Genomic DNA, 18,570 nt, shown 5'->3' on the forward strand with positions numbered 1-18,570 from the left:
GCTTACCTTATAAATCTCCTTGCTATTAACATAGGGTTAATAGCTACTAATCCGTAAGGAGTCATAATGCGACATTACGAACTGGTGTTAATTGTACACCCAGACCAAAGCGACCAAGTGGTCGGCATGGTTGAACGCTATATCAAGTTAGTTCAAGACAACAACGGTGTTATCCATCGTTTAGAAGATTGGGGCCGTCGTCAACTGGCTTACCCAATCAACAAGATTCACAAAGCTCATTACGTTCTTTTCAACATTGAAACTGACGGTGAGACTTTAGCTGAACTTGAAGAATTATTCCGTTATAACGACGCGATCATTCGTAGTCTAGTTATGCGCCGTGACGACGCTGTCACTGAAGAGTCGCAGTTAGCCAAGAATGCCGATGAAAAACGCGCACGCAAAGCAACTACTCGTCGTCCAGACAGTCGTGAAAACGATAATGACGACAACGACAACAGTGAAGACTAATTAAAGGAGAATACTCATGGCACGTTTCTATCGCCGTCGCAAATTCTGCCGTTTCACTGCTGAAGGCATCACTCACATCGATTATAAAGATGTTGAATTGCTAAAACAGTATATCAGTGATAATGGTAAAATCGTACCAAGCCGCATTACCGGTACATCTACTAAATATCAGCGTCAACTAGCTACTGCTATCAAGCAAGCTCGTTATTTATCGCTACTTCCATACACTGATAACCATCAGGGTTAACCGTTAACTAGGAATGACTCATGCAAATTATTTTGTTACAGCGTATCGTCAACCTTGGTAAACTCGGTGAAACTGTCGATGTAAAACCAGGTTACGGACGTAACTTTCTTATCCCATTGGGCAAAGCTCTACCTGCTAATAAAGCTAACATTGAAAAGTTCGAAACACGTCGTGCCGAACTCGAAGCTGAAGAAGCGAAAGAAGTAGCTGTTGCTCAAGAACGTGCTGATGCATTGACTGACGTTAATGTTATCATGCGTGCTAAATCAGGTGACGAAGGCAAGCTATTCGGCTCTATCGGTACTCGCGATATCGCTGAAGCATTGACTAACTCAGGTCTAGAAGTAGACCGTGCTGAAATCAAGCTACCTGAAGGTACACTACGTCAAGTGGGCGAATATAATGTTGATATTCAACTACATCATGACGTTACTGCTAGCATCTTAGTCACTATCCTATCTGAAGATGGCGATGACCAAGATACAGCTGAAGAAGAAGCTACAGACGAGAATGAAGACTATTCTGAAGAGTAATCTTTGAAATAGTTAGACTCAGTCTATAAAAAGCCAGCAACCTTGTGTTGCTGGCTTTTTTTATGTCAATTCATTCAGCGCACACATCGGCTCAATCTCTTAATCCAATGACTCAGCCAACACTTCATAGATCCTAGCGTCTGATGCTTGTGCGACATTGAAACGCATAAAATGCTCAGCGTTCTGAGCTTGACTAAAGACATTACCCGGAGCCAATAACACGCCCTTTGCTAAGCAAGCGTTTGCTAATTCAGCCGCGTTGTTGCCATCAGGTAGCTGACACCAAAGAAACATGCCAGCTTGTGGTAATAGACAGGGCGCTATACCCAATTTAGCCAAGCGTGGTAACGTTTGCGAGCGTGCTTTTGCCAAGCGTAGATGCATAGCATTCATATGTTTGCGGTAACCACTATCTGTCAATGCAGATAAAACCACTGCTGCCGCCAGCTGCCCACCACCAAAACCTGTGGCTATTTTTAAGTCTAATAGACTCTCTACCCAAGCAGTTGGTGCCGCAATATAACCGCAGCGCAATGATGCAGATAAGGTTTTAGAAAAGCTACCGATATAGAATACTTGCGATAAACCATCTAATGCTGCCAACCTAGTTGCTGGAGTAATCTCAAAGTCAGCAAAAATGTCATCTTCAATGATATATAACCCAGCGGATTGTGCCAGTTGCAACACTTTATAGGCTGTGGCTGGTGACAATGTAGCGCCCGTAGGGTTATGTATCGCGGCATTGGTTATATAAAGGCGCGGCTTATGCTCATCTAATACTGCAGCGAATACATCAACATCCGGCCCAGTAGAGGTGTAAGGTACTCCTACCACCTTTACCCGATGTGCTTTTAATAACGCATGAAAATTAAAGTAACAAGGATCATCTACGACTACGGTATCACCTGGTGTCAATAAAAAACGACAAATCAAATCTATGGCCTGTGTACCAGACTCAGTCAACATGACCTGCGACGGTTCCGCGTTTACCCCCAAACCTACCATACGCCTAGTAAGTAGTTGGCGCAATTCTAATAATCCCAATGGCGTGGCATACTCGCTCATCACACTCGCACTGCCCTTTGCCACACTACGCAATCCGCGACGCATACCTTCTTCATATAGCCAGTCAGGCGGTAACCAGCCACATCCTGGCTTTAAAGCATTATCAGAAGTTTCAAGCGATTGCCTCGACACCCATAACGGATCTACGGCTCGATCAAGCTTTGGAGCAATATCTGCCAAGGATAGTGGTGGTGTAGACTCGGCAACGTAAAATCCAGCACCCGGACGCGAGTATATAACCCCATCAGCTTGCAGCCGCTCATAAGCTTCTACGACTGTCGACGGTGAAAACCCGTGATCTTTAGCGGCGGCGCGTACTGAGGGCAAACGTGTACCGGGCATGTAGATGACAGTAGCAATCTTTGCTTTTACATCCGCTATTACCATCTCAATACGAGTCGATCCAATTTTCATAATTCTCTATTCTCTACCATGCCATTATTTATGCTTTACCAAGTCATGCTTCGCCGAAAAAGTTATTATGCTTGGCTACCATGAGTTGGCTCAAAGTCAGATAAATCTAAAATAGCATTTATCTGGTTTCAATGATCAAACATAGTAATACCAGCCTACCTTTAGTAAATACGCTTCATACTGTATGGGCCATTGACACCAAACAGTTCGGTATAATTGTACTGTATTGTACGTAGATAACCTACCAAACATTTGCTTTAATCAACGTATAAAAAATACAGTGGTAGGTTTATGAAAAACACAACTCAAGGTTGGATGAATGGGTTTATCGGCGTCGTTATCTTTGCAGGCTCTTTACCAGCTACCCGCTTAGCAGTAATGGGTTTTGACCCTCTATTTTTGACTGGAACGCGTGCGACGTTAGCCGCGTTGCTCGCTATCACCGTCTTAGCAATATTCAAACAGCACCCACCAACCAAGGCTGACCTACACGCTCTAAGTGTTGTCGCTCTAGGTGTGGTCATTGGCTTTCCTTTATTAAGCGCGTTGGCTTTACAGCATGTCACCTCGGCACACGCCATTGTATTTTTAGGAATATTACCGCTATTTACTGCTATATTTGCCGTTTGGCGCGGTGATGAACGCCCACCCGCTTTATTTTGGTTATTTGCCCTGTTAGGTAGCACCTTTGTCGCTGGTTACGCGGCTATGAACAGTAGTCATACGCCTTTGTTGGGAGGCTTACTAATGCTAGGCGCTGTCATCGCTTGTGCTCTAGGTTATGCAGAAGGCGCACGGTTATCACGCACCCTTGGCAGCTGGCAGGTGATTAGTTGGGCTTTGGTTTTGTCATTACCAATTTTACTTCCCGTCACGTGGCTAACGTGGCCAAAGACATTCACAGACATCAACATTGCCGCTTGGGCAGGATTACTCTACGTGTCTTTGTTCAGTATGTTCATCGGATTTTTGTTTTGGTATCGTGGATTGGCATTAGGGGGTATTGCTGCTGTTGGGCAATTACAGTTGCTACAGCCTTTTATGGGTCTTATGCTAGCGGCAGGATTACTACATGAGACCGTTAGTCTTGGCATGGTAATAAGTACATTGGGAGCATTAGCTTGTGTGCTCGGCGCGAAAAAATTTGCGGTGTAGACAACTTTTATTTATGAAAACCAATCGTTTACTATTAAAAATCAGACAACATAGAGACCCCTATATGCTTAAGTTTGTATGCTCAATCACTTACTATTGCACCCAATTTTATAATGATATGTTTCAGCAACAAATAAGCTAAAAAACATATACTTAACAATAAGATACTCCTTATCAAAGCCTCTTTATTATTACTAGTTAAGTTGCTATTATCATTTTATCTTTTCATGAATGAGATAGAACTATATGATAAGCACTGACGATAAATTAATCTGCACACAAGGTAATGACTTTTATTTAGAAGGCGAAGTCTATACTGTAGGTAGAATCGTTAACAATAAGTATTTTCAGTTGCTAACCGGTAGCAACGATGATCATTGGTATGCCACTTTAGGTGACCAAGGGATTTATGTGAGCTTCGATTCTATGACTGCTCAAAGCAGCAAGGCTTGGTTTGATAAAATAGCTTAGTAAAATCCTCATTCCCGTATTTATATATTTTGCCTAAGAAAATTTGTATACGCCTGTCATACTTTTATAGCCATTTTTTTACTTCCTCAATGACTGTATTCACTCTGTTAGAGAGCGCATGCTGCCGTCTTAGCGCAAGGTATAGCGTCTCGCTAACGGCAACTGGCAGATAATGACTGTTGATAAGCTCAGGCTTTGGATAAGCTGCCATTGCATGCGCTGGTAAAACAGTAAAGCCAATTCCCTTACTGACCGGCTCTAAAATTAGACCAATTTGATTAGAAAAGCCTTTTTTCTCAAAATCATTGATATGCTGGAATTGCTCATAATTGGCAGTCAGTAGCATGCCTGCATGATGGGCACCGTCTGGATGATCGATAAAGCCAAGCTCAGTGAGCTGCTCCCAGCTCGGCTTTACCGTGCTCGCTGGTGTCACCAGTATCAACGCTTCTTGCGCCATAGGCTGGCAACTGACTGTCTCATCATCTGAGATATCCGTCATAAAACCAATATCAATCTCGTGATTGGCAAGTGCTCGTTCGATATCAGAATTGGGTGCAAAGCGATAATCAATCACCAATTTTGGATGCTGCTGCTGTAGCGTCAACAGCTTTGGGTATAGCTTAAGTCCGACACTTCCCGGTGACATCAACCGTACCAATCCTTCATAAGGTGGATCTTCGCCAATTCGCTGCTCCAGATTGGATAAGCGCTGCAATATATCTCCTGCCTCCTTATAGAGCTGCTCACCTGCATTGGTCAATGAGAATTGCTTTCCTTGTCGAATCAGTAAATTCGTATCTAGTTGCTCCTCTAACTTACTTATATGTTGACTCACACCAGACTGCGTCATATATAGACGTTCAGCCGTACGCGTAAAGTGACCAACTTCCGCGAGCGTACAGAAAGTTCGTAGCCATGTGATATTCATCATTACGTTTCATACTTATTTATATAATATTTGATAATTTTACATAATGTATATGCATTTGTATACTGGCCTCACGTTAAACAAGAGTACAGCAAACAGGAGCACAAGCTATGAACAACGTTTATCCAAGAAGCTTTTCGCACATCGGTCTGTCAGTCCCTGATTTGGACGCTGCCGTAAAATTCTATACTGAAGTGATGGGTTGGTACACCATCATGGAACCAACTGAGATTGTTGGAGATGACAGTCCGATTGGTGAAATGTGTACTGAAGTATTCCGTTCTGGTTGGGGTAGCTTCCGTATTGCGCACCTATCTACTGGTGACCGTATCGGTGTTGAGATTTTTGAATTTAAAAATCAAGAAGATCCTGAAAACAACTTTGAATACTGGAAAACAGGTATCTTTCACTTCTGTGTTCAAGATCCAAATGTTGAAGAGCTGGCTGAGCGTATGGTTGCAGCAGGTGGCAAAAAGCGTATGGAAAAACCACGCTACTATTACCCTGGTGAAAAGCCATATCGTATGATTTATATGGAAGACCCGTTCGGCAACATCGTTGAGATATACAGCCATAGCTACGAGCTTATCTATAGCGAAGGCGCATACTAAGTTCAGTATAAATTTGGCTCAGTATAGTTTTAGCTTATATCTGATTGAAAAACCAATAGCGTACTCATGACCTGAGTGCGCTATTTTTATTTGCGTGCGTTGTCTATCAGTAATCTACTTGTGCTCAGTTGCCTTGTACTCACTTTAAACTATAGTCAAAATACCTCAAAAACGCTACGATACTGCTGATGTATCGATATTACTTTTCACTGACTATACTTTAACTGTGTAGCACTGAAGCAATCGTTTACGCAAAAAATGAATGCAGATGATGGCTTTCCACTTATTGAAAATATAAAAATATATCGGCATAAAAAATCCCAGCACAAGGCTGGGATTTTTAGCAAATATCTAAAGCGTGTTAATCATTAGAGTCTATGATTTTTGGTGGACCTGTAAGTAGGTCTTCATCACGGAATTCATTAGCAGAATTGTGCTCTGCTGACTCCTCAGTGGTGAACCATTGCTGATTACGATACAGTATCAAACGATCTCGGCTCAATCCACGTAGCAATGAATACATCATCACGACGATCACAATAGCAAAAGGAAAGCCCGAAACAATAGAGGCCGCTTGCAGTGCGCTTAAACCACCTGCTGCCAATAATACAGCGGCGATAACGCCTTCAGCACCTGCCCAAAACAAACGCTGAATCTTTGGTGGATTGGTATCGCCACCTGAGGTCAGCATGTCGATGACAAAGCTGGCTGAATCTGATGAGGTCACAAACCACAGTACAATCATGACTACAATGAGTAGGTTGACCGCCTCTGTTAGTGGATAAGACTCCATCAATTTAAAGATGGCACTCCCGGTATCTGCTTTAACGGCTTCGATAAGACCCGGACTGACAAGGTTAGGATCTGCCGCTGCCATCAGCTCCATATTCACCGCAGAACCACCAAAGGCGGTAAACCACAAGAATAGAATAGTGATAGGAATTAATAAAACCCCTAATATGAACTCACGGATGGTGCGACCTCGAGAGATACGGGCAACAAACACTCCAACGAATGGTGACCAACTAATCCACCATGCCCAATAGAATATTGTCCATGAGGATTGCCAGTTTTCCTCTCCACTATAAGACTCTGTCCACAGACCTAATGGCACAATTTCATGCAAATAGTTGCCGATATTTTCTACAAAACTATTAAAGATAAACTGAGTAGGCCCAAAGATAATCACAAAACTGAGCAATATCACCGTGAAGAATATATTGGTATCACTAAGACGCTTAATGCCTTTATCTAGTCCCATGAACAAGGATAACCCTGCTAGCATAGTGATAAAGCCGATCAAAATAATCTGCACCGTAATATTATTGGGCACACCAAACAGTGTCTCAAGACCAGAGTTAATCTGTAAAACACCAAGACCTAACGTGGTCACTACCCCAAACATCGTACCAAATACGGCAAGCGTATCGACCGTATGACCCCAACCACCGTAGATTTTTTTACCCAATATTGGATACAAGGTGGAGCGGATAGCCAATGGCAACCCTACTCGATAATGAAAATAAGCCAAGGATAGCGCGACCATGCCATAGAGCGCCCATACATGTAGACCATAATGCAGGAACGAGATGTTCATCGCCTGCTTAGCAGCGGCGACTGTTTCCGCCTCTCCTAATGGTGGAGCCATGAAATGATACAGCGGCTCGGCTGTGCCCCAATAAAGCAGTCCAATACCGATACCTGCTGAAAACAGCATACCAATCCAAGAAACCAGATTGTACTCTGGTCTCTCATTCTGATGACCAAGCCTGATATCGCCATAGCGGCTAAATATCATATAAATACTCATGACTAACGTTAAATTGACCACCACAATAAAGAACCAGCCAAAGCGTAAAGAGACAAATGCTTTTGCTTGGTTAAATACCACTTCTGCTTGTTCGTTGAATAATGCCCCAAAGATAATGAAGGCAAGTATCAAAATCGCTGAAGTCAAAAATACAGGTTTACTTACCCGCGGAAAAGGGCCTAATCGGCCAACTTTTACATGATCCATAGGTATATCCCCAAAAAAAGTGCGTAACCATACCAAGGTATGAACGAATTATCAAATATAACGTTTTGTAAACACTGCCAAATGTATAGAAATGGTGGTAACACTTCGGTACTAATTTTCAACAATTCGAATTTAGACTGAATAAATTTAAATATCTTTATCCAATAAAGAAGCCCCAATTTACGAATAAATTAGGGCTCCTATTAAAACAGCTCAAATGACTATTTTACTTATTAGTCACCTTTCACTATCTTGGGTGGCCCTTTTAGCAAATGCTCATCAACGAATTCGTTCGCTGAATTATGGTCTGCTGATTCATCTGTGATGAATTGCTGCTGCGCTCGATATAGAATCAAGCGATCGCGACTAAGACCACGTAACAATGCATACATCATAACGAAAATCACTAAGGCAAATGGCAGTCCTGCTACGATAGCCGCCGCTTGTAAGGCAGACAGTCCACCAGCCGCCAGCAAGATAGCTGCGATAACGCCTTCTGTGGTTGCCCAAAACAAGCGCTGTATTTTTGGTGGATTGGTATCGCCACCAGCAGTCAACATGTCAATGACAAAACTGGCTGAGTCTGATGAGGTTACGAACCACAGCATAATCATCACTACAATCAGTAGCGTAATCGGTTTTGCCAATGGATAGTACTCAACCAATTTAAAGATCGCACTACCAGTATCCGCTTGTACCGCTTCAACCAATCCTGGGCTGATACCGGACACAGCAGAGGCAAGCTCCATGTGAACAGCAACGCCGCCAAAGGTCGTAAACCAGAAAAACAAAATCATCATAGGAATGAGTAGTACACCAAGTACAAACTCTCTAATCGTACGACCACGAGAGATACGGGCAATAAAGATACCAACAAATGGTGCCCAACTAACCCACCATGCCCAATAAAATATCGTCCAACCACTCTGCCAATCTGTTCCACTATAAGACTCGCCCCACGTACCTAAAGGAACAATCACTGTCAGATAGTTGCCGATGTTTTCAATAAAGCTATCAAAGATGAAAAGTGTCGGCCCTAAAATAACCATAAACGCCAATAAGACGATGGTGAAACCAATATTGATATCACTAAGTCGCTTAATACCTTTATCTAGACCCATCAAGACCGAAGCCGCTGCAAGCGCTGTAATGAAAGCGATCAAGCCAAACTGAACCGTAAGACTATTAGGCGTACCAAACAGCTTTTCGAGTCCAGAATTGATCTGCATCACCCCAAGCCCGAGCGAGGTGACCACACCAAACATCGTACCAAACACGGCCAAGATATCGACAGTATGTCCCCATCGGCCGTAAATTCTTTTGCCGAGCAAAGGATACAAGGTTGATCGAATCGATAATGGCAAGCCACGACGGAAATGGAAATAGGCTAAAGACAGCGCCACAATCGTATAAATGGCCCAAGCGTGTAATCCCCAATGCATAAATGAGATATTCATCGCTTGCTTTGCAGCTGCTACCGTTTCGGCCTCGCCCATTGGTGGTGCCATAAAGTGATACAACGGCTCCGCTGTACCCCAGTAGACTAGACCAATACCAATACCTGCAGAAAACAACATACCAATCCACGAAAACAGATTGTATTGTGGTCGCTCCGTTTGATTGCCTAGCCGAATATCACCATAGCGACTCATTGCTAAGTAAATACAGAGGGCAAGCGCTGTATTGACTAGGATAATAAATAGCCAACCGAACTTGTCAGTAATAAAATTTTGTAAAAAACTAAAGAGCGCCCCTGCCGTTTCCGTAAACAAAGCGCCAAAAATAATAAATCCGACAATTAACAACGTCGATGTTATAAACACAGGTTTACTCACCCGTGGAAAAGGTCCTAATCTGCCTACTTTTACTTCTTCCATGTGCAAGTCTCAAAATTCAAGGAACATTACCTTAACAAAATAGGCCTTAACTATCAATCAATTACAAAATAAAACTTGATAAAACCTTTAATTTACTCTAAAAGACTTAACAATTTTTTTTAGAATAACTACATAAATATAAAATCAAAATTGGTTTTATTACGATATTACTTAGGCAGTAGTCTAAGTAATTGCCCCCCATTACCATCTTGCAATGCCCACACTTGCCCATCTACTGCCAGCACACTGCGGATACGTTCGCCCATATCGTAGCGATAGCGATCAGCAGCGGTGTTGCCTTCATTGAAGCTGACTACGATAAGTGCTTTAGAAGATAAGCCACTAATAAGCGCATTGCCTTGCCAACTAGGAAAGTCATTATGACTACCCGCCGCGTATATGCTGATGGAAGATGGAGATATGACTGGCGTCCAAGTGATTTTGGGTGCAGCAAACTCAGGCTTTGTGTCATGATCAGGGATATCAATACCTGAGTAATTGCGTCCATTGGACACAACTGGCCAGCCATAATTATTACCTTTTTCGATGAGATTGAATTCATCGCCGCCTCTTGGCCCCATTTCATGTGCCCAAAGCTGTCCACTGTCATCAAATGTCATGCCAAGCACATTACGATGACCTATCGTCCAAAACTGCTTGGCGATGTCATTCGTATTGTCCAAAAATGGATTGTCTGCTGGGATAGAGCCGTCAGCATTTAGGCGTATAATTTTACCCAAGTTGACACTCATATCTTGGGCTGGGGTTTTTTCTTGGCGCTCGCCTGAGCTGATATATAGATAGCGTCCATCAGGTGAAAACAGCAATCGATGGCTATAGTGTCCTTGCCCTTTTACTTTTGGAGATTGCTCCCAGATTGGCGTAATGGCTTGTAACGTTGGCGTATCTGTCTCTAGTCCTGAGAGCGTTGCCTTGATGACTTTAGCACCAAATGTATTGCTGTCATCTCCGCTTCCTGCTTCCACATAGCTGAGATACACTGTATTAGACGTAGCAAAATTTGGTGCTACTATGATGTCTCCCAATCCACCTTGGCCACCATAAGCGACTTCGGGAACACCCTCGACCCTCGTTTTGGCACCCGTCGCGGTATCTACAATGAACAGCTCGCCTGTTTTTTGTGTCACCAGTAGCTTCGGTGGTTGGTTATCTGCACTGGGTAATGCAGCCATAGCCCAAGGCTCATCAAAGGTTGCAATCTCGGCCTTAGAAAAGTCAGGCTTGTCTACGCTGACTTGAGCATCACTAACTTTTACATCGGCTTCAGAGGTTTGCGTCTCTTTGGATTCTGCCGCATCGGGGCTGGTATTTACCGATGAAGGATTGGAACAAGCCGAGGTGCTGAACAATAAAGCTACGATGATTAATGGTGATGTCAAAGGTTTGCCTAGACGTTCAATATTGGTTGTCATCACTTTTCCTCTTTATCCAATTTGCACTTATATTATTAGGGTCTGTTGAACATTCAAACATGGAACTGGCAGTGGCTATTTTTTAGACAATACGCAGTGAAATTTTTGATGCCTAGTCGTTCTAGGTTAGACAATTTCGCCATGTATTGGCAAAAAATAGACCTGCCCTGAAAGGCTGATGCTAAAATCACCCCAAATGTTGTTGCAAACCTAGCTAAGGTCTCGACATTATCATCGGTTTACGCCTAGTTTGGGGCAATTTTAGCGATCAGCAGTCCTAATATTTGAATGTTCAACAGACCCTAGTCACTTATTTATAGCATAGTCCTGATATTTAAATAGTAAAAGAATAGTAGCGCAAAACGCGCCCCTAAACGTAAAAGCCCCCTATCTACGCTCGCAGATAAGGGGTGATTTTAAGAGTATAGCTAGCTCATAAAAACTTCAATGCTAGATTGATTAGCTCATTCTTAGCTTATCAAAGGTCAGCTTGTCATCAGAGCCAACATCGACTTTGATGATATCACCAGCGACAAAGTCACCCGATAATAATTTCAATGACAATGGATTTTCAATCTCTTGCTGAATGGCACGTTTGAGCGGACGCGCACCATACACAGGATCATAACCGACCGCGACCAATTTATTCATCGCATCCGCTGATAGCTCGATATCCATCTCACGCTCATGCAAACGCTGACGCAAACGATCCAGTTGGATAGTAGCAATACCTGCCATTTGTGACATACCAAGCGGATGGAAGACCACAATCTCATCGATACGGTTGACGAACTCTGGGCGGAAATGCTGACCAACTGAGTCCATCACCTCAGCTTTGATATCCTCGTAGCTTTCACCGACCATTTCTTGGATTTTATGCGAACCCAAGTTGCTGGTCATGATAATCACGGTATTTTTGAAATCCACCACACGACCTTGTGAATCCGTCAAACGCCCATCGTCCAATACTTGTAGCAAGATATTGAACACATCAGGATGCGCTTTTTCGACTTCATCGAACAATATGACACTATAAGGCTTACGGCGAACAGCTTCAGTCAACGCACCGCCTTCTTCGTAGCCAACGTAACCTGGAGGCGCACCAACCAATCGACTGACACTGTGTTTCTCCATGTATTCACTCATGTCGATACGCACTATCGAATCTTCACTGTCAAACAAGAAGTTTGCCAATGATTTGGTCAGCTCAGTCTTACCGACACCCGTAGGTCCAAGGAATAAGAACGAGCCTGAAGGACGATTGGGATCAGACAAGCCAGCTCGGCTACGGCGTACTGCATTTGCTACCGCTTCAACTGCTTCATCTTGACCAATCACGCGCTCATGGAGTTTTTCTTCCATTGCCAGCATTTTCTCACGCTCGCCCTGCATCATTTTGTTGACTGGAATACCAGTCGCAGCGGCAACCACTTCTGCAATCTCGTTGTCGGTCACCTTGTTACGTAGCAGTTTTACCCCACTACCTTCACCTGTCTGCTCTTTTTGTTCTGCCAAGTCAGACTCAGTGATACGGCGCTCTAGCTGCGGAATGGTTTCGTATTGCAGCTTGCTCATGGTCTCATAATCGCCTTCACGACTGGCTTTGTCATACGCAATTCGGGCTTTATCCAGCTCGTCTTTTAGCTGCTGACTGCCTTTGACCAATGCTTTTTCTGCTTGCCAAATTTCATTGAGATCAGCGTACTCTTTTTCTAGCTCTTCAATTTGCGCATTGAGTGCTTTACGCTCTGCTTGCGCACCTGCATCTTCTTCGTTTTTGAGCACTTCACGCTGCATTTTTAGCTGAATCAAACGGCTATCAAGCTTACCTAACGATTCAGGCTTGCTGTCCATCTCCATCCGCAAGCGACTCGCGGCTTCGTCGATTAAGTCAATCGCCTTATCTGGCAACTTGCGATCAGTAATATAACGGTGACTCATCCGCGCAGCAGCAATAATGGCGCTGTCTTGAATATCAACCCCGTGATGCAGCTCGTAACGCTCTTTAAGACCTCGCAAAATCGCAATGGTGTCTTCGACCGTTGGCTCATCGACCAACACTTTTTGGAACCGACGCTCAAGTGCCGCATCTTTTTCGATGTACTTGCGATACTCATCTAGTGTCGTCGCTCCGACACAATGTAGCTCACCGCGTGCCAATGCTGGTTTTAGCATGTTGCCTGCGTCCATCGCACCTTCAGATTTACCGGCACCGACCATGGTATGCAGCTCATCGATAAATAAGATGACGTTGCCTTCTTGCTTGGCCAAATCGCTCAATACGCTTTTGAGGCGCTCCTCAAATTCACCACGGAATTTTGCACCAGCGATTAGCGCGCCTAAGTCTAATGACAGTACTTCTTTGCGGCGTAAACCTTCTGGCACATCACCATTGATAATTTTTTGCGCCAAGCCTTCGACGATAGCCGTCTTACCTACACCTGGCTCACCAATGAGTACAGGGTTGTTTTTAGTACGGCGTGAGAGCACCTGAATAGTACGGCGAATTTCTTCGTCACGACCAATCACCGGATCCAGCTTGCCAAGCTCTGCTTGTTCAGTCAGATTGATTGTATATTTATTGAGTGCATCACGCTGATCTTCAGCGTTTTGATTATTGACGGTGTCATCACCGCGCAGCTGCTCGATCACCACTTTTAACTTGCTAGCCGTCACGCCAGCACTTTCAAATATCTTTTTGGTTTCACCTTGTTCAGCAAGTGCCAACATCACCCATTCAGTGGCGATAAAATCATCACCTTCTTTTTGGGCTTGGCGATCTGCTAAATTTAAAATCTTAACCGAGTTTGGATTCAGATTGACATCACCTGTCGGCTCCGAAATGGTCGCTTGATTGTCCAATGCCTTTGCGACACCGTTCTTTAACGCTGGAATAGACGCACCTGCTTGTTGGCAGATAGACAAATTAGATTCATCTTGTAGCAATATGGCAAGCAGATGCACAGGATCGATACCTGTATGATCGCGACCTAGGGCTAGGCTTTGTGCTTCTTGAATAGCAGATTGCAGTTTTTGGGTAAATTTCTCAAATCTCATATTCACATCCTTTTATAATTAGTATTTACAGCAGATGCTTTATAGTCTAGCGACTACTGTTATCTGTCATTTATATAAGGTATATATGTACTTATTTCAAGCCAATTATCAAATAAAACCTTACTATAAGCAATGATATTTAGCTTTGACTATTGATTAATATCATTTAAGTGTATTTTTAAGAGAAATTAAAAGGTATGAAGAGGAAAACAGTGCTATAAAAAAACGAGCAGAAGGCGAGTAAAAGTACAACAAAGAACAGAATAAGCGAGTCTGACACCCTATCTGATTGATATAGAATTAAGCCGTATCATTGGAAATTCAATCGCTCTACTCTACGATTTCAATCGTGGTGCCTACTTTGACTGCAGCCATGATTTCATCCATCTCATCATCGGTCACGGCGATACAACCATCTGTCCAGTCGCGTTTTTGATTGAGCCATGCTAAATGACCAAAGCCATTCATCTGACCATGAATCATAATATCACCGCCCGGATTGACACCAAGTGATTTGGCTTGCGCTTTATCAGCCGCATTTGGATAACTAATATGAATGGAGCGATGGGCAATAGAGTTTTCATTTTTATAATCTAAAGTATAGTTGCCTATAGGTGTACGTTCATCGCCTTGTTGCTGCTTGTGACCTATCGGACTGTCGCCCAATGCAATATGATAAGATTTGACGATGGTGCCTTCGCTTAATAGGTTTAAAATGCGTTCAGATTTATCGACAAAGACTTTATCGATAATAACGTTATTAGCAATGGGTTGCTTTTTTTCTACAATATGCTTAACCGCAGCAATGGCACTAGTGCTAATAATAGCAGCAAGGCTAATTCCTATTGCAATCAGTAACCAATTTGCACGCTCGCTAGCATGTGGTAGAAAAAATGACATAGGCTTCAATCCTTATAACCAACGCTCAATAACAGTGAGTCATAATATATCAAAGCACCATGCCAATTTTTGTGAAAACTTCGTGAATCACATCACGAAAATCTTATTTTTTATAAGAAACTAGGGTCTGTTGAACATTCACATATTAGGACTGCTGATCGCTAAAATCGCTCCAAACTAGGCGTAAACCGACGATAATGTCGAGACCTTAGCTAGGTTTACAACAACGTTTGGGGTGATTTTAGCATCAGCCTTTCAGGGCAGGGCTATTTTTTAGACAATACGCAGTGAAATTTTTGACGCCTAGTCATTCTAGGGTAGACAATTTCGCCATGTATTGGCAAAAAATAGCCCTGCCAGCTCCACATTTGAATGTTCAATAGACCCTAATATCATTACACCATACGAATCGCACCATCGAGACGAATGACTTCACCATTTAGGTAGGCATTATCAATAATATGGGTGACCAATTTGGCAAATTCATTAGGATCACCCAAACGTTTAGGATAAGGCACGCCAGACTCTAATTGCTCACGCGCCTTTTCGGGAATCGAATCCATCATTGGTGTGGCAAAAATACCGGGCGCAATAGTCATCACTCGAATGCCGTGACGTGCCAGCTCACGAGCCAGTGGCAACATCATACCGACGACGCCAGCTTTGGACGATGCATAACTCGCCTGCCCCATTTGCCCGTCAAAGGCCGCAATAGACGCAGTATTAATAATAATACCTTGATCTATATTCTTTTCTCTATTGCTTTTTTCTACGTCACTGGCATTAGCCACTCTCTTGGCGATACTAGACGCGACTAAGCGCGCTACGTTAAATGAACCGACCAGATTAATATTAACCCCGCGGCTAAAAGCCTCAAGATCTGCTGGATTGTTTTCGCGATCTAGTAGCTTTTGTACGACAGCGATACCTGCGCAATTGATCGAGCCGTGGAGACCGCCGAACGCTTCTTCAGCAACGGCAATAGCCGCTTGCACCTCCTCACCACTGGTGACATCACAACGCACAAAACGTGCGTTATCTCCCAGCTCGTTGACCAGTGCTTGCCCAGCTGATTCATTCAAGTCAGCAATGATAACGTTGCCACCTTGAGCGACTAACGCGCGAACCACTGCTTCACCCAATCCTGATGCACCACCTGTGACCAAAAAGCTGTTTTTTTGAATTTGCATGAATGTTCCTTAACTATTTATTATTTGATATTTTCATTGTCAGTCTATGTTAATCAGCTTATGTTAAATAGCTTCATCATAAAGAATCTCTATTTTAACGAAATACTATCTAGGGCGTGTCATCATTTAGATTGTGAGGCTTAAAATGAGGAAAATTGCAGCCAAACAAGGAAGAAATTGCCGTAAATATGAACATATTGACAAGATTTCTGACGATGTTTGGCTAAATTTAGCCATTTTAAGACCACTAAATGTGTTCATGTGCTAATTGATGACGCGCCCTAATACTATATATTGCAAAACGCCCTTATCCGGCAGATAGACTGCGCAGCAAGAAGCGTTGAATCTTACCACTTGGGGTTTTTGGTAGTTCGCTTACAAACTCGACCTCACGCGGATAAGCATGAGTCGATAGACGCTTGCGTACCAAATCTTTAATTTGCTGAGCGATTTCTTCAGAGCCTTCGACGCCATCTTTTAACACCACATAAGATTTGATTGTATGTCCACGCACTTCATCTGGCACGCCAACTGCTGCTGATTCTGCAACCGCTTCATGCTCTAATACGGTATTTTCGACATCGGTAGGCCCTACACGATAACCTGCGGTAATAATGATGTCATCATCACGTCCTGAGAACCAATAGCTACCGTCACTATGACGCTCAACCACATCGCCTGTTAAGTAATAATCATCTGCAAAGGCCTGCTTCTCATGCCAGCTGTACCCTTGGAAATAAAACGCGGGTGACTGACTGACCACAACGGCTAGCTGCCCTTGCTCGCCATCGGGCAGTACATTCATATCATCATCTAATACAACGAGCGTATGCCCTGGTAACGCCATACCCATAGAGCCAACTGGACACTCATGCGCCAGTGCATGATGAGCACAGCACGTCATGCCTGTCTCTGTTTGCCCATATTGGTCTTTCACTTGACACGTCAGATAGGTTTCTACCCAGCTTACGACTTCGGTATTGAGCGTTTCCCCTGCTGAGTTGGCACAGCGTAGAGATAACTTGGCATTGGTATCCTTATGAGCGTCTTCATCAACATTGTCGAAAATGCCACTAGATTTCATCATTCGGAAGGCGGTTGGTGAGGAGGCCAAATTGGTGATCTGATGGCGCACCATAAAATCACGTGTATTGGCAGCATCAAAGCCCGCTTCATTAAAATACGTGGTAACGCCAAGTAATAGAGGCCCTGTGATTGCGTAGTATAGACCGTACGCCCAGCCTGGATCCGCCATGTTCCAATAATGATCATCTTCACATAGATCAATGGCATAACGCATATACAAGTAAAAGGCAGGTAACGCTGCTAACGGGACGCTCACACCTTTTGATTTACCAACCGTACCTGAGGTGAACATCTGCAAAAATGGTGCATCCGTATCTAGCGTGACTGGCTCTATCGTTTGCGACTGTGCTTCCATAGACTGGCTATAGTGATCATCACCCCATGTCTGGGCGTCTTCTACGTTGCCGACCAGTACCATTTTGGTTTGCTCAGCCAAATCTTCAAACTTGCTGCGGTTATCTAGATTGGTAAATACAACCTTGGTGTCGGCCTTGTCCATCCGATATTTGATCGAATCATAGCCAAAAGCGGTAAATAGTGGCTGGTATACAGCCCCGATGCGCCATGTTGCTAATACAACGGTAAGCAGCTCAGGCGTACGCGGTAGCATAGTCGCTACCTTATCACCCGCTTTTACGCCATACGACTGTAGCAAGTTAGCGATTTGGGCACTTGCTTTATCAAGCTCACCAAAGCTCATGCGCGTTATATTGCCTGCAGTATCTTCGTGTACTAGCGCGGCATTGTCAGCGCGGCCATCACGTACATGACGACCACAGCAAGCCATATAGGCATTTAAACGATCATCTACATGCTCGCCAAAGATTTCTGACAGCAGTGTATTCATGTCGAAGTTATTATAATAATCGGTATAATTTTTTGGCGTAACTGAGGCGTCTGTATCAGCGATCGTAGCGGTTTGGGAGGCAGTGTTCATAAGCTAATCCTTTAGCAATAGCAGGTAACGGGTAAAATGGTGTTTATGATTGTAAAACGGCCACATCCTATAGACCGTTTAATATGTTCGTATTTATCAGACTCTATTAGTAACGCATTTTTACACTTATTTCAATACACAACGTATCATTTTTATTTTTATGTATAGATTATTA

General features: G+C 43.5%; 15 protein-coding genes. 6 read left to right on the forward strand and 9 right to left on the reverse strand.

Going from position 1 to position 18,570, the window contains the following annotated elements:
* Nucleotides 1-66 precede the first annotated feature (66 nt).
* Genes rpsF through rplI form a run of 3 tightly spaced genes read left to right on the forward strand, consistent with a single transcriptional unit; the run spans nt 67 to nt 1,251 of the window.
* Nucleotides 67-471 carry a 30S ribosomal protein S6 gene (gene rpsF, locus AAEY72_RS02615; protein WP_010198801.1) on the forward strand — a complete coding sequence of 135 codons (405 nt, stop codon included), beginning with the start codon at nt 67-69 and terminating at the stop codon, nt 469-471.
* A 16-nt stretch (nt 472-487) separates the two neighbouring features.
* The gene (gene rpsR / locus AAEY72_RS02620; protein WP_010198808.1) at nt 488-718 is read left to right on the forward strand and encodes a 30S ribosomal protein S18; all 231 of its coding nucleotides are present in this window, start codon (nt 488-490) and stop codon (nt 716-718) included.
* A 20-nt stretch (nt 719-738) separates the two neighbouring features.
* On the forward strand, nt 739-1,251 hold the full coding sequence (gene rplI / locus AAEY72_RS02625) for a 50S ribosomal protein L9 (protein ID WP_352309340.1): 513 nt from the start codon (nt 739-741) through the stop codon (nt 1,249-1,251).
* Between the two features lie 99 nt (nt 1,252-1,350).
* Here rplI and AAEY72_RS02630 read toward each other — a convergent pair whose 3' ends face one another.
* Nucleotides 1,351-2,730, reverse strand: coding sequence for an aminotransferase-like domain-containing protein (locus AAEY72_RS02630; RefSeq protein WP_352309341.1), 1,380 nt, complete (start codon nt 2,728-2,730; stop codon nt 1,351-1,353).
* A 291-nt stretch (nt 2,731-3,021) separates the two neighbouring features.
* On the opposite strand from AAEY72_RS02630, the gene AAEY72_RS02635 reads away from it, so the two are divergent.
* Nucleotides 3,022-3,885, forward strand: a complete 864-nt coding sequence (locus tag AAEY72_RS02635) for a DMT family transporter (protein ID WP_352309342.1) — start codon at nt 3,022-3,024, stop codon at nt 3,883-3,885.
* Between the two features lie 246 nt (nt 3,886-4,131).
* Complete coding sequence (locus tag AAEY72_RS02640; protein ID WP_201593412.1) at nt 4,132-4,356, forward strand: hypothetical protein; 225 nt, start codon at nt 4,132-4,134, stop codon at nt 4,354-4,356.
* A gap of 64 nt (nt 4,357-4,420) precedes the next feature.
* Here AAEY72_RS02640 and AAEY72_RS02645 read toward each other — a convergent pair whose 3' ends face one another.
* Nucleotides 4,421-5,290, reverse strand: coding sequence for a LysR family transcriptional regulator (locus AAEY72_RS02645; protein WP_352309343.1), 870 nt, complete (start codon nt 5,288-5,290; stop codon nt 4,421-4,423).
* Nucleotides 5,291-5,397: 107 nt separating this feature from the next.
* Between AAEY72_RS02645 and AAEY72_RS02650 the strand changes: the two genes are divergently transcribed.
* Nucleotides 5,398-5,898 carry a lactoylglutathione lyase family protein gene (locus AAEY72_RS02650; protein WP_352309344.1) on the forward strand — a complete coding sequence of 167 codons (501 nt, stop codon included), beginning with the start codon at nt 5,398-5,400 and terminating at the stop codon, nt 5,896-5,898.
* 361 nt (nt 5,899-6,259) lie between these two features.
* Here the strand turns inward: AAEY72_RS02650 and AAEY72_RS02655 are convergent, their stop codons facing one another.
* The 7 genes from AAEY72_RS02655 to AAEY72_RS02685 form a co-directional block, all read right to left on the reverse strand.
* Entirely contained in the window at nt 6,260-7,915 is a 1,656-nt protein-coding gene (locus tag AAEY72_RS02655; protein ID WP_201593414.1) for a BCCT family transporter, read from the reverse strand.
* Nucleotides 7,916-8,148: 233 nt separating this feature from the next.
* Complete coding sequence (locus AAEY72_RS02660; protein WP_189581353.1) at nt 8,149-9,792, reverse strand: BCCT family transporter; 1,644 nt, start codon at nt 9,790-9,792, stop codon at nt 8,149-8,151.
* A gap of 167 nt (nt 9,793-9,959) precedes the next feature.
* Nucleotides 9,960-11,225 carry a PQQ-dependent sugar dehydrogenase gene (locus AAEY72_RS02665; protein WP_352309345.1) on the reverse strand — a complete coding sequence of 422 codons (1,266 nt, stop codon included), beginning with the start codon at nt 11,223-11,225 and terminating at the stop codon, nt 9,960-9,962.
* A 459-nt stretch (nt 11,226-11,684) separates the two neighbouring features.
* Nucleotides 11,685-14,282: an ATP-dependent chaperone ClpB gene (gene clpB / locus AAEY72_RS02670; protein WP_352309346.1), complete on the reverse strand. Its 2,598-nt coding sequence runs from the start codon at nt 14,280-14,282 to the stop codon at nt 11,685-11,687.
* Nucleotides 14,283-14,612: 330 nt separating this feature from the next.
* On the reverse strand, nt 14,613-15,182 hold the full coding sequence (locus tag AAEY72_RS02675) for a L,D-transpeptidase family protein (RefSeq protein WP_352309347.1): 570 nt from the start codon (nt 15,180-15,182) through the stop codon (nt 14,613-14,615).
* Between the two features lie 395 nt (nt 15,183-15,577).
* A complete protein-coding gene (locus AAEY72_RS02680; protein ID WP_352309348.1) occupies nt 15,578-16,372 on the reverse strand; it encodes an SDR family NAD(P)-dependent oxidoreductase in 795 nt (264 codons plus the stop codon).
* 307 nt (nt 16,373-16,679) lie between these two features.
* Nucleotides 16,680-18,395 (reverse strand): AMP-binding protein, encoded by a 1,716-nt coding sequence (locus AAEY72_RS02685; protein WP_352309349.1) that lies wholly within the window; start codon nt 18,393-18,395, stop codon nt 16,680-16,682.
* Between the last annotated feature and the right edge of the window lie 175 nt (nt 18,396-18,570).

It is taken from the genome of Psychrobacter sp. W2-37-MNA-CIBAN-0211 (genome assembly GCF_040309405.1).
Lineage (GTDB): Bacteria > Pseudomonadota > Gammaproteobacteria > Pseudomonadales > Moraxellaceae > Psychrobacter > Psychrobacter glaciei.